Source organism: Acidiplasma aeolicum (assembly GCF_001402945.1).
GTDB classification, from domain to species: Archaea; Thermoplasmatota; Thermoplasmata; order Thermoplasmatales; family Thermoplasmataceae; genus Acidiplasma; species Acidiplasma aeolicum.
Genome location: NZ_LKBG01000228.1, coordinates 1 through 13,032, shown reverse-complemented (window position 1 = coordinate 13,032; position 13,032 = coordinate 1). Strand labels below are relative to the sequence as shown.

The 13,032-nt window shown below is 35.4% G+C and carries 15 protein-coding genes; 8 read left to right on the top strand and 7 right to left on the bottom strand.

All coding sequences use genetic code 11. The features are described 5' to 3' along the window. Positions 1-101: 101 nt before the first annotated feature. The 4 genes from AOG54_RS05455 to AOG54_RS05440 are packed head-to-tail and all read left to right on the top strand — an operon-like array spanning position 102 to position 3,302. Positions 102-1,805: a succinate dehydrogenase/fumarate reductase flavoprotein subunit gene (locus AOG54_RS05455; RefSeq protein ID WP_048102377.1), complete on the top strand. Its 1,704-nt coding sequence runs from the start codon at positions 102-104 to the stop codon at positions 1,803-1,805. A gap of 10 nt (positions 1,806-1,815) precedes the next feature. Beyond that, on the top strand, positions 1,816-2,535 hold the full coding sequence (locus tag AOG54_RS05450; protein ID WP_048102533.1) for a succinate dehydrogenase iron-sulfur subunit: 720 nt from the start codon (positions 1,816-1,818) through the stop codon (positions 2,533-2,535). Beyond that, on the top strand, positions 2,532-2,924 hold the full coding sequence (locus tag AOG54_RS05445) for a succinate dehydrogenase (protein ID WP_048102378.1): 393 nt from the start codon (positions 2,532-2,534) through the stop codon (positions 2,922-2,924). Before AOG54_RS05450 ends, AOG54_RS05445 begins: the two co-directional genes overlap by 4 nt. Beyond that, the gene (locus AOG54_RS05440) at positions 2,925-3,302 is read left to right on the top strand and encodes a succinate dehydrogenase (protein WP_048102379.1); all 378 of its coding nucleotides are present in this window, start codon (positions 2,925-2,927) and stop codon (positions 3,300-3,302) included. Between the two features lie 107 nt (positions 3,303-3,409). Here the strand turns inward: AOG54_RS05440 and AOG54_RS05435 are convergent, their stop codons facing one another. After that, positions 3,410-4,603 (bottom strand): MFS transporter, encoded by a 1,194-nt coding sequence (locus AOG54_RS05435; RefSeq protein WP_048102380.1) that lies wholly within the window; start codon positions 4,601-4,603, stop codon positions 3,410-3,412. A gap of 107 nt (positions 4,604-4,710) precedes the next feature. Further along, positions 4,711-5,484 (bottom strand): NAD-dependent epimerase/dehydratase family protein, encoded by a 774-nt coding sequence (locus AOG54_RS05430; protein ID WP_054963835.1) that lies wholly within the window; start codon positions 5,482-5,484, stop codon positions 4,711-4,713. 179 nt (positions 5,485-5,663) lie between these two features. Here AOG54_RS05430 and AOG54_RS05425 point away from each other — a divergent pair, with 179 nt between their 5' ends. Genes AOG54_RS05425 through AOG54_RS05410 form a run of 4 tightly spaced genes read left to right on the top strand, consistent with a single transcriptional unit; the run spans position 5,664 to position 7,798 of the window. Beyond that, positions 5,664-5,894: a hypothetical protein gene (locus AOG54_RS05425; RefSeq protein WP_055032516.1), complete on the top strand. Its 231-nt coding sequence runs from the start codon at positions 5,664-5,666 to the stop codon at positions 5,892-5,894. Beyond that, the gene (locus AOG54_RS05420; protein ID WP_156324219.1) at positions 5,842-6,195 is read left to right on the top strand and encodes a DUF4382 domain-containing protein; all 354 of its coding nucleotides are present in this window, start codon (positions 5,842-5,844) and stop codon (positions 6,193-6,195) included. The genes AOG54_RS05425 and AOG54_RS05420 overlap by 53 nt, the downstream gene beginning before the upstream one ends. A 53-nt stretch (positions 6,196-6,248) precedes the next feature. Next, positions 6,249-6,716, top strand: a complete 468-nt coding sequence (gene purE, locus AOG54_RS05415; RefSeq protein ID WP_054963833.1) for a 5-(carboxyamino)imidazole ribonucleotide mutase — start codon at positions 6,249-6,251, stop codon at positions 6,714-6,716. Then, the gene (locus tag AOG54_RS05410) at positions 6,713-7,798 is read left to right on the top strand and encodes a 5-(carboxyamino)imidazole ribonucleotide synthase (RefSeq protein ID WP_055032514.1); all 1,086 of its coding nucleotides are present in this window, start codon (positions 6,713-6,715) and stop codon (positions 7,796-7,798) included. The genes purE and AOG54_RS05410 overlap by 4 nt, the downstream gene beginning before the upstream one ends. Here AOG54_RS05410 and AOG54_RS05405 read toward each other — a convergent pair. The 5 genes from AOG54_RS05405 to AOG54_RS05385 form a co-directional block, all read right to left on the bottom strand. Beyond that, positions 7,785-8,297, bottom strand: a complete 513-nt coding sequence (locus AOG54_RS05405) for a hypothetical protein (protein ID WP_048102385.1) — start codon at positions 8,295-8,297, stop codon at positions 7,785-7,787. The two genes, AOG54_RS05410 and AOG54_RS05405, sit on opposite strands and share 14 nt — an antisense overlap. Positions 8,298-8,480: 183 nt before the next feature. Further along, complete coding sequence (locus AOG54_RS05400; protein ID WP_055032513.1) at positions 8,481-8,843, bottom strand: DsrE family protein; 363 nt, start codon at positions 8,841-8,843, stop codon at positions 8,481-8,483. An 82-nt stretch (positions 8,844-8,925) separates the two neighbouring features. Continuing rightward, positions 8,926-9,801, bottom strand: coding sequence for an EamA family transporter (locus AOG54_RS05395; RefSeq protein ID WP_048102389.1), 876 nt, complete (start codon positions 9,799-9,801; stop codon positions 8,926-8,928). Positions 9,802-9,967: 166 nt separating this feature from the next. Continuing rightward, the gene (locus AOG54_RS05390) at positions 9,968-11,191 is read right to left on the bottom strand and encodes a DEAD/DEAH box helicase (protein WP_156150352.1); all 1,224 of its coding nucleotides are present in this window, start codon (positions 11,189-11,191) and stop codon (positions 9,968-9,970) included. 72 nt (positions 11,192-11,263) lie between these two features. Then, positions 11,264-12,886 (bottom strand): APC family permease, encoded by a 1,623-nt coding sequence (locus AOG54_RS05385; protein WP_055032511.1) that lies wholly within the window; start codon positions 12,884-12,886, stop codon positions 11,264-11,266. Between the last annotated feature and the right edge of the window lie 146 nt (positions 12,887-13,032).

Genomic DNA, 13,032 nt, shown 5'->3' with positions numbered 1-13,032 from the left:
TTTATGTTTTAAATAAAATGTTTTAATATACTTTTATAAAACCTTTAAAACAGCCAATAATATTTTTATAAATTGAATGCATTTAAGCATGAAGTGATAAATTGGAGGTAATAAAGGAGGATATAATTATTATAGGAGGTGGTATGGCAGGACTTAGGGCAGCCATATCAGCTGCAGAATATGACAGTAAAATTAGTGTTGGACTTATATCCAAGCTTTACCCCATTAGGTCCCATTCGGTTTCTGCAGAGGGTGGTACCAGTGCTGTGCTAAACCCAAAGGATAATTTTGACCTTCATGCATATGACACAATTAAGGGCAGTGATTACCTTGCAGACCAGGATGCAGTTGAAACATTTGTAAGATTGGTGCCGGAACAGATATATACAACAGATCACTGGGGGTGCCCATGGTCAAGGAATCCTGATGGAACAATATCCCAAAGAGATTTTGGAGGGCTTAGCTTTCCAAGGGCAACATTTGCAGCCGATAAAACCGGATTCCATGTGATGCAGACCCTTTTTTCAAGGGCATTGAAATATGATAATATACATTTTTATAATGAGTATTTTGTTACCTCGCTTATTATTGATAACAATAGGTTTAACGCCCTAACAGTAATAAACATAAAAACTGGAGAGTTTCTGGCGTTTCAGGCCAAATCCCTTATTTTTGCAGCCGGTGGTGCCGGAAGATTGTATAAATTTAGCACCTATGCACATTTTGTCACCGGTGATGGTGATGCAATAGCCTACCGCGCAGGCCTGCGCCTGAAGGATATGGAATTCATACAGTTCCATCCCACAGGCCTTGTTCCATCGGGAATACTTATAACCGAGGGTGCCAGGGCAGATGGGGGATTTCTTGTAAATAATAAGGGCGAGAGGTTCATGGAAAAATACGCCCCATCAAAGAAGGATATGGCGCCAAGGGATATTGTATCCAGGGCCATAATGTGGGAGCTGCAGAAGGGCAATGGAATTAAGGGTAAATATGGAGATATTGAGTATGTTAACCTGGATTTAACCGGCATAGCAGATAAGCTTGAGGAAAGACTACCAATGATTACGGATATAGCAAGAAAATTCAATAATATAGATCCGGCAAATGAACCAATACCTGTAAGGCCGGCAACGCATTACACAATGGGTGGGATACATGTTAATGTTAATACCGAGACAACGGTTCCAGGAATATTCAGTGCAGGCGAGAATGCTGCTGTAAGCATCCACGGCGGCAACAGGCTCGGTTCGAACTCCACCAATGAATGCCTTGCATTTGGCAATGTTGCTGGAAAGAGGGCGGCTGAATTTGCAATGTCAGGGAATATTCCGGATATAAACATGAACAAGGTTTTGGATGAGGAAAACAGGATATATGATGCAATACTAAAAAGAAACAGCGGTGAAAATGTTGCTGCAATCAGGGAAGATTTGAGGGCTTTAATGGACAGATATGTGGGTGTTTTCAGGGACGAAAATGGGCTTTTAACGGCCCTTAAGGGGATTAAACAGCTTAAATCAAGGTACGAGGGCATATCAGTGGAGGATAAATCAATGACATTTAACATAGAACTTCAATGGGCACTTGAGGTCGGATTTATGCTTGACCTTTCAGAGATTATAACAAAGGGTGCATTGTTAAGAAAGGAATCACGTGGGGCCCACTACCGTATAGATTTTCCAGAACGTGATGATACAAATTTCCTTAAGCATACAATGGCAAGATATACAGTAAATGGCCCTGAATTTTATTACATACCTGTAACAATTACTAAATGGAAGCCTGCCCCGAGGGTTTACTGAGGTGTTTAAAATGTATAAACTAATGGTTAAAAGAAGGAATGAACACGGAGATGAATATTACGATAATTATAATGTCCCGGCGGATAAGGCTTCCACTGTTCTTGAGGCCCTGCTTTATATAAAAGAGAATATAGACCAAACACTGTCATTCAGGTATTCATGCAGAATGGAAATATGTGGAAGCTGTGGCATGGAAATTAATGGAAGGCCCAGAATGGCATGTTCCACACAGCTTGCAAGCCTTCACTCAGATATTATAAAAATTAGTCCACTGCCACATTATAATGTAATTAAGGATCTTGTAGTAGATTTTGACCCATTCTTTGATAAATACAAAAAGGTAAAACCCTACATTATAAGGGATGATGATGGAAATTACAGTGCTGAAATACCCCAAACACCAGAGCAGTTCAATGAATTTAAGGGGTATGCACAGTGCATTAAATGTGGATTATGCATGGCGGCATGCCCTGTTGTTGGCACCGATGAAAATTATCTAGGACCGGCACCATTAACGGCCTTATTCAGATACAATATTGACAACCGTGATCAGGGAATAATGTATAGAATAGATATAGCGAACAGTGATGATGGCACATCAAGATGCCATTTTGCCGGTGAATGCACTGAGGCCTGCCCCAAGGATGTCAGGCCATCATTTGCAATACAGAAATTGAGGGTGCAGGGATTAAAATATGAATTAAAAAATATAATGGGTGGTAAGAAATGAATAAAACAGGCATAGCGGGATGGTTTAATATTAAGGATAAGGGGACAGGATATTTTGCCTTTGCATTCCAGAGGTTTTCCGGCCTTGTCATAGTTATTTATTTATACATGCACCTGATATTCCTGTCAAGCCTGCTTGATGGTAGGACAACCTACAACTCACTTGTGCAGAATATCACATACGGCCCCTTTGATATATTCATAGTAATGGATATGCTTCTGGCCCTTGTAATATTTTACCATGGTGCAAATGGAATAAGGCTTGCATTAAATGAGTTTGGCATAGGCCTTAAACACCATAAGCTATTTTTTTATGCGTATGAATCCATATCCATGGTCCTTCTTGTTTTGTTTTTATACTATGCGTATTTATTCTTGGGAGGTCATTAGATGAATAATAAAAATTCAAATGGGTTAAAAGGGCTCGGCCCGCTGGGATGGCTCCTGCAGGTAATTACAGGCGTATTTTTAATATTCTTCCTGGGAATTCACCTGTATCTGGCAAATATAGACTTCGGGCACCCAATAAGATTTTTTACCGCGGTTCTGGAGAATCTTCATAATGGTTACTGGCTTGCCTTTTATATTGTTTTTACATACATAGTTTTATATCATGGACTTAATGGTGTGCGCGGTATATTATATGACAGATTTGACTCACAAAAATCAAGGGCATTAATAAAATATTCATTATCAGTGCTTTATGTGGTCACAGCAATTTATGGAACATTACTTGCGCTTGCAGTTTCAAGAATAGCAATTCCATGAGTTTAAAAGTATTAAAATGGCATACATTTTTAATAAAAACCTATGAATTAAAAAATTTTTTAAATTATTATAAAATTGTCCTGTAATTTAAATCTAAAAAATTATCTTCAGGCTGTTTCCTCCTCTGTTATATTTTTGCCTTTCATTCCAGATGATGCAAGGAATGGAGATACGGCAAAGGCCAGAAGCACAATTACTATTGCAGGCACAATGCCGTACAGCACTGTTTTTGTATTTGAAAATTCCGCACCGACAAAAACTGGTATTATGGCAACACCAACATTTGTGGCCACACTGTACATTGATGTTGCAAACCCGGCCCTTGCCGGATCATCCACGTAGTTCATTATTGAGTTCAGTGCGAGCACCCAGAAGGCATTTCCAAAGAAGCCAAAGATAAAAAATGAGGCGATTATTAGGTATTCAATGTTTGTATAAACCATTGAAATAAGAAGTACCATACCAAATATAAAAGACATTGAACCGGAGGCAACTGTGCCTGTCCTTAACATTTTATATTTTTCAAAAATATATGGTAGTAAAAGAGCGCCTATTGCAGATCCCAAAAATTCCAAACCACTAAGAAGGCCTGATAATTTAAGTGCTGTTAATGCACTGAAATGAAATCCAAGAACTGTTGATGCTATTCCTCCAAATAGAATTGATATTGATGCCATGGATAATCCAACATACCAGTTTTTTAACATGCCTATCTTAAAAGAACCTTTCAACGATTTCCCCCTGTATCTGGCCGGATAGCTTTTAAGCACTGGAATTAAAATGGCTGATGCAATTATGGCAAGCACTGCAGGGAGCAATAAAATTCCCCTGATCCCAAGTGCTATAAATATGTACGGACCAATTAATGACCCGGCTGACATGCCTAAGAATAGAAATCCTATGCTTAGGCCTGCTATGGTTGCTGACTTAACAGGATCCATTGATTCCGCAATACTTCCAACAGGCGCAAGTGAAAATGGATATGCTGTTGCCGCCATTAATGAGAAAATTAGAAATTCCATGTAATTGTTTGAAAATGCCCTTGCCAGTAAGCCTATCACTGAAAATATTACTGCCAGATAAAGGGCAGACTTAACAGTAAATTTTGCAGATAGAATTCCGGCTATGAGGCCTATAATAGCCATTGTGTATCCATATGCAGACAGCACCAGCAATATTCCGGAAAGATTGGTGGATAGCAATTTGCTGAGCTCGGGAACCACCGGTGAGATAATAAACCAGCCGAAACCAATTGTAAACACAAAGAACCAGTAAGGTATCAGTTTTTTAATATTATCCATGCTAGATAATGACAATCAAATTTATAAATTTATTGAATTATTTTGTAAATAATCCTTACTATGGCCCTGAATAATAATTATTCTGGATATCACCATAACAAAAAATATTATAATTTACTACTTTCAATGCATTTCATTACTTTTTCTATTCCATTACTCAATGGCAGAGGGTCTTTAATAACAGTATTTCCGGCAACAAGATTATCAGCCTCATCCACAATATAGTCTTTTTTAACATATTCTATGTGCCTATTGGTAACCCACTCAATTAATTTAATTAAATCATTAACTGATGTTCCAGTCCCTGAACCAACATCATATTCACCAGGTACAATTTTATTGTTTATTATATCATATATAAGTTTAACAACATCACCAACATACAGGTAATCCCTTATATGTGTGCCATCACCATAAACAGTTGCAGTCTCACCATTCAAAGCGGCTTTTGTAAATAAATACACAGCACCCTTTTTTGCATTCTCACCATATATATTATAAAATTTTAAAACATAATAATCCATATTATATAATTTACCATATAATTTTATCCATTCAACAGCATTCTTTTTTCCGAGGGAGTATGGATTTGTGGGATTCTGAATTGAACCTGATGATGGAAAGATAAACTTTGAATTATTTTTTCTGGCCAGTTCCAGAAACTTAATGGTTAGATCAAGGCCATCCTTATAATATTCATATGGAAATTTTGTTGATAGCCTTATTAAACCTCTTGCAGCCATATGTATTATATAATAATATTTAACATCCTCTAATTTATCTCCAAGGTCATAGCCGTATACTTCATAATTATTTGATTTTAAATAATTATATATATGACCACCAATAAAACCTCTATGGCCGGTTACAAGAATTTTCATATAATGGTATTCAAAAATTCATATTAGATATTTTCCATTTTCTTTTTTAAGCAATTGCAGTTTGAAAATTTTTGTAATAGCAATAAGAAAATCCTGAGTAAAGTTTTAAATTTAAAACATGATATTAAATGAGATTATCCATCAGTTATATTTATATAGAAAATTTTCGTTATAAATGCATGAATTTGAAAAAGATAATTGCTGTTGCAATTATAATTATTGTAATAGGCGGGATAGCATATTATGGATACGATTATGAAACTCATGGCACATTGAGGTTGGAGGCTGCTGATTCCGGGATATCCCTATCCGGTGCAACAGGCGTTTACATAACATTCTCTGCAATAGCACTTCATTATGATAAGGCATCATCAAACAGCACAGGCTGGTACAATTATTCACTGCCATGATAAAACTGTAAACATATTTGATGTGGTTTTATCAAATGCAACCTTCCTTTCAAACATAACAGTTCATTCTGGAACATTTAATATGATAAAAATATACATTAGTAAGGTAACCATAGATATACTTGGGAATAATATAACATTGAAGCTTGCCCATTCCTTCGCACTGGTAATTAACACACTTTCAGTTTCACATGCCGGAACCACAACTGCAATAATGGAGTTTAACCTAACAGATAATATACATTTAAGCAGCTCCACAGCAGGAGTATTTAATATGAGCGCCAGCGTCATCGTTAAATAAAAATTATTTTTATTGCTAAATTAATTTTATTAAATATTATTATATTATGTTTTATGAAGGTAGCAGTTATCATGGGCAGCAGCTCAGATTTTGAAACAATGAAGGATGCCATTGAAACCCTAAAATTTTTTGGTATAGAGGTTGAATATAAAATTGTATCGGCCCATAGAACACCAGAATTTATGCTTGAATATGCAAAGAATGCAATAAATAATGGCATAGAGGTTATCATAGCAGGGGCCGGCGGGGCGGCACATCTTCCCGGTATGGTAGCATCCATGACAACATTGCCCGTAATTGGCGTGCCAGTACCATCAAGGAATCTAAATGGACTTGATTCTCTTTTATCAATAGTACAGATGCCGTCAGGTGTTCCTGTTGCGACGGTGGCAATAGGAAATTCAAAAAATGCGGCCCTGCTTGCTGTTAGAATATTATCAATAAAATATGATAAATTAAAAATGTTTCTGGAAAAATTCATGGTGGATCAAAAAAATAAGGTTCTTGGTGAGAAATTATGATTATTGGAATAATAGGTTCAGGCCAGCTTGGATACATGATGATAATTACCATGAAGAGATATCCTTTTAAGTTTTATGTTATAGACAGAGAAAAGGGCCCTGCCGGATACATAGCAGATAAATTTTTTACAACGGATAAGTATAAAACGTTCGTTGATTCCTGTGATTATATAACATTTGAATTTGAACATGTTGATGAGAAAACTCTTGAATATGCAAGTTCATCAGGAAAATTAAGACCAGATATAAAAACAGTTGAGTTAAAAAGGGATAGATCTCTAGAAAAGGATTTTTTGCAAAAAAACGGTTTCCCAATTGCACAGTATGAATACCACGAGGATTTTGAATCTGCATTCAGGGCGGCAAAGAGGATGGGCAGGGCTGTAATAAAAACCTGCCGTGGTGGATATGATGGCAAGGGGCAGTATTTTATCAATGAAAATACAGATAGTTTAAAATGCCAGGACTCTGGACCATTTGTTGTGGAAAAATTTATAAATTACGATTATGAGGCGTCAATAATAGCGGTTAGGGGCAGCAATGGAAATTTTCAGTTTTTTGATCCATCCTTCAATTACAATAAAAACGGCATTCTTATTTATAATATAGCCCCATTGGATGGTAATAATAAAATGCCTGAAATGGCAAAAAAACTTATGGATAAACTTGGCTATATTGGTGTTATGGGTATAGAATTCTATGTAACGGGCAATGAAATATTAATAAATGAATACGCACCAAGGGTACATAATACCGGGCATCATACACTTTTAGGTTCATCAATATCACAGTTCGAGGAACATATACTTGCAGTGGCTGGCCTTCCCATTCAGAAGCCGGTGCTTTTCAGGCCATCAGGCATATTAAACATTATTGGTACATCCATTGATGATAAAATAAAAAAAATACTTGGAATGGGCGGTACAAATATATACTGGTATCATAAGGAAGAAATACGGATAAAAAGAAAGATGGGGCATATAAATGTCTTTGGCGACACATTTAATGATGTTAACAACAAAATAAATACTTTAATGAATTTAATTTATGGAAATAATCTTGATAATTTCATAGGACTGTAACCCCCTTAACACCATCAACCTTTTTTATTTCTCTTATAATATCACCTGATAGCTGTGTTGATGTAACAACAACGGCCTTTGGGTTCTCAATCAAATCAGGGTCATCGGTAATAACCTGCCTTATGCTTATATTATATTTTGAAATAACAGAAATTACCCCAGAAATAATTCCTGGTTTTGCCGCATTATCAGGTATTATCTCTATGACGCCAAAACCCATTTTTGAACCTGAATCGGAAAAATCGGCAACAGGTTTTAAATTTGTAAAGAAATCATACAATTCCTTATTTTCTTTTATTCTTTTTAAGGTATTTATTACAACGCGCCTGTCAACATTATAGGCCCTAGCAATTGAATTCGGCTTAATTTCAATTTCATCACAGAAAATTTTAATCTCGTCGTCTAGCTCCCTGATGCTGAGGCCTATGCTTATCATCTTCTGAATTATCTTTTTCTCAGCTGGAAATGGCTCGAAAACTTTATTGGCGTAGTCCCACATAGTATGACATAGATATCTGTTATAATTATTTATTGATAATAAACATATTATGCAAATAATAAAATATAACTACATATTATACCAAAAAATTAAAATTTTTTGGTGTGTTATTTAAATCTTTTAATTTATTGTGTTTACAGTATATTATTACAATAAATTTAAATTAAAAATATTGAGGAAATATTAAATCCAGAATGTCTCGTAATCCTCCTTTATTTTATTTAAAACATATATCCCACCTATTGGGGCAAATTCATCAACAAGGTTGTCAGGTATTTTTTCCCTTGTAAGCCCGACGTTGGACATTGCAGTCTCACATGCAATAATTTTAATTCCGGTATTTTTTGCCTTCCACACAGTATCCAGTATGGGCCTGTACAATGCCTGGTCCTTATTTAAGACTGAAACTGCAGGGGTCAAAAATATCATTTCTATCTTCATATTTTTTTCATATTCCTTCATCTTTGTTGCCATACCTATGTTGGCCATGAGTTTTGCCATGTTCTCCCTTCCTGTTTCTATTACAAAGATAATTTTATCAGCCATGTATATCATATGTATATAATTTATAAATATTTTGTCGTATTTCGTTTTTTTATATATTATAACTAAAATATTATTTAAAGATCTAAATTACTATAATAATTGCACCAAGAACGGATAAAGCAATTCCAGTGTACTGTCTCAGCCTTAGCTTTTCGTGATAAACAATCCGGCCTGATAATGCAAGGGATACAGGAAGCATTGCTATAATGGCACCGGCTATAACCAGTATGCCATATTGAATGGAAAATGCATATAATACATTACCTGAACCATCAAGTATGCCTGCTATTATTGATATTAAAATAATCATGAATGCAATGTGGTCTGTTCTAATATTATTTTTAGAAATTTTCATTTTGATGCCATTAATTATTTGCCTTATATTAAATATGATGAAAACAGAGAAAAAGCCTATAATTCTTGAAAGGAGGAGTGGCACCGGAGATGAGTGCACCGATGCTATTGCAAACGTTAATGGAATATAATAAATTCCCCAAATTATATTTGCAGCAGCAGCTATTAATAATACCTTATCGACCTTAAATCCCCTTGTTACTGTGACAAGTATTGATCCAAAAATTATAAGTATAATTCCTGGCAGAATTAATGATGTTAATTTTTCACGCAAAATGCTCAAACCAAAGAGAATTACAACTATTTGCTGTACATTTATTGTTACCGCTGCATTTCCAAGGTTTGCGCCCCTTAAAGATTTATAAAATAGTATATATCCAAGTCCTAAAAAAATTCCTGAAAATACCGACATTACAATAAGAAAAATTGAAAATGAGTGCACGGGGGACATCATAATACTAATAAGCATTGGTAAAATGCCGGAGCCAACAATTATCATGGAAACAATATTGGGATTAATTTTTGATGTTAAACCCTTAATGATTGTGTTTGATGCAGTCCATACTGCAAGTGCGGCGAATGGAAATATTATGTACTGAAACATTATCTCAGCACAGTTAATATTATCTAATATTTATATTTAACACGAAATTAAAAACTTTATAAGCTGGAATGGGGTAAAAAATCGATTTATTTTAATTTTATAATACTTGATTAATGATAAATATGATAGTATAAATTAAAACTTTAAATATTTTATATATAAATATTTACCAGCGTCTGCCATGGTATCTGTATGATTTTTCATGCCATGATGTTCTGTGATGGTTTTTTATTATGTTTTCATTAACTATTTTGTTAAATGATGAATTTATATACTTTTCGTTTAGCCTGATCTCTATATGCTCCATATTTATGCTGCTTTTTGCCTGAATTTCATGGATCATGTATTTTTCCTCCTCATTAAATATTGTCATCGCACGGCCATTTTTACCCATTCTGCCTGATCTTCCAACCCTGTGTGTGTATGTCTCTATATTGTCAGGTGCATCGAAGTTTATAACATCTGAAATTCCCGGTATATCCAGACCCCTTGCAGCAATATTTGTGGTAACAAGTATGCCAGAATCCATTTTTCTAAACTCATTTATTGATCTTTCCCTGTAATTCTGTTTCATGCCGCCGTGAAGTAAAATATTTCTAAAACCCTCCTGCGTAAGGGCCCTGTTAATTATTTCACCCATTTTCTGTGTTTTGACAAAGATAATGGATTTTTTTGAACCATAATCATTTAAATATGACATTAATATTGAAAATTTATTGCATTTTCTGGATACGGTATAAATATGGTTTATTGTTTCCGGTATTCTATCCTCATCAGCAAATATGTTTTCCGGGTTTTTCATGAACTGCCTGGAAAGCATTTTAATCTTTTCCGGCATTGTGGCCGATAACAATATTGTCTGCCTCCTATCATTTGTGTATCCTATTATCGTTTTAATGTCGTCTATAAAGCCCATGTCAAGCATCTCATCAGCCTCATCAAGAATGAGGTGGTTAATTCTGGATATATCAAGGTAACCCTTATTTATCAGGTCAATTATTCTTCCGGGTGTGCCTATTACAATATCTGCACGGTACAATGAATCTATCTGCCTCTGATATGGGGCCCCTCCATATATTATTGAATATCTTAATCCGGTATATTTTCCCATTTTTTCAAAAACTTTTGCCGTCTGCAATGAAAGCTCCCTGGTTGGAAGAACAATAAGGGCCTTTACATACCTGCCCTTTAAGCTGGATATGGAATTTAACACTGGAATTAAGTAAGCACCGGTCTTTCCAGATCCGGTTTTTGACCTTATAATTACATCCCCTCCAGACATTATATGTGGTATGGCCATATCCTGAATTTCTGTGGGATTTATAAAATTCATATCATTTAGTGCCCTTTTAATCTCTTTATTAATATTCATATTTTCAAATTTTGACAATTTAAACACTCCATTGTATATACTTAGTTTCCTTATATACTTATTCTTATAATAAAATAAAATTTTTGAGGATTAATCCTCAAGTGCTGTACTTTCCATGATTTTATCCTTAGGTGCCGATTTTAGTCCTATAAAAAAGAATATAATTGCATAAAAGAACAGAACCAAATAGTCAAATGGATATGGTATTAAATTTGTTCCTCCCGTGGGTGTACCACCGTATCTTGACAATAGTATTAAACCAATTAAGTATAATGGTATCCATAGTGAGTTTTTTAGATGAAGATTTGAGTATTTCTTTAAATGTGCCTGGTAAATAAATATTATGGATCCTGCAAGGGTTGCGCCAAGTGCGTATAATGTTGTTGGATATGTTGCCCAGTAAATAAGGTATGTTGCAATGATGAATGCGGAAAATGACCAGAGCATTGGGTAAGGAATTTTAAATGGCCTCTCAACATCCGGGTATAATTTTCTCAGCACAGGCAATGATATTGATGCAATTGCAAAATTTGCAACTGCGGCAACAACCACGAAATCGACAAGTTCATACCATGATGGTAGTGGAACCAAAAATATAATCCCCAGAATGACTGATAAAACAAGAGCATATACAGGTGCTCCACTTTTTGTAGTTTTTCTAAAGATTTTCGGAATTGCATTTTCCTCTGAGAAGCCGAAAATTATTCTGCTTGCACCGGTAAGATAAACACCAAGTGTGCCTCCTGGGGAAATAATTGCAAAGATAAAGAATATCACAATCATTACGCCTAAAAGTGCAGCAACCTGAGGACTTACAAAGCTTAAATTACCATGCATTATATCAACCAGCGGTGATGATCTACCTGCAATATAGGCCCAGTCACCGATAGGCTTGTTAAATCCCTTCCAGTTTACGGTTCCAACTATTACAACAGCCATGGCAATGTAAAGCAGGCTCTGAATTAACAGAACAAGACCTATAATCTTTGGCATGTTTTTTGCTGGATTCTTAACCTCACCTGCCATATCTGCTACCTGCCTGTAACCACCAAATGAAAAGAGTATTCCAGATGCGGGTATTGCTATGAAAATACCGCCAATGGATGGTGCGAAGCTTGGAGATACAAAATTGGATGGATGGAAGATGAATAATGGAAGTATTATTACAAATGCAATAACCACGGCTATTTTAACCCATGTCCAGACCTTATTGAACTTCGCGAAATGTGCTATGCTCTTAAGATTTAAAAATAAAAAGCCAATCATTAAAAGTATTGATAAGAGTATTCCATATCCGGTTAAAAGGCCCGTGGTCGAATTATACAGCTGCGGAACATAAAATGCAGCATATTCAGACACTGCCACTGCCTCTATTGCAGGAATGGTAACTGCCCATATAAAAAGGGCCCATCCGGAAATAAAACCACCATATGACCCATATGAATAATAGGCAATCCTGGCACTGATTCCGGACCTTGGAAACATTGCAGAATATTCGGCAAATGGCAGGGTTACCAGAACTATAAATACTGCTGTTAATATCCATGAAATAATGACAGCGGGGCCAGCATAACCTGTACCGCCTGCTGCCGCAAATAAAATGCCGGAGCCAACCGCCCCGCCAACGCCGAACATGATTGCATCATGTGTATTTATTCCTCTTTTTAGACCAGTTTTTGTTCTTTTAATACTCTCTGCCTCATTCAAGTTCATATTTTCCTAATGAGAATAACAATATAAATTTTTGCCTAAAAATTTAAAAATTAAAATTTATTAAATTTAAATAAGATGGAAAAAATGAGTAATAATATAAATTTAAAAATACTTTTGAAATGATTATCATAAAAATGTAATTAATT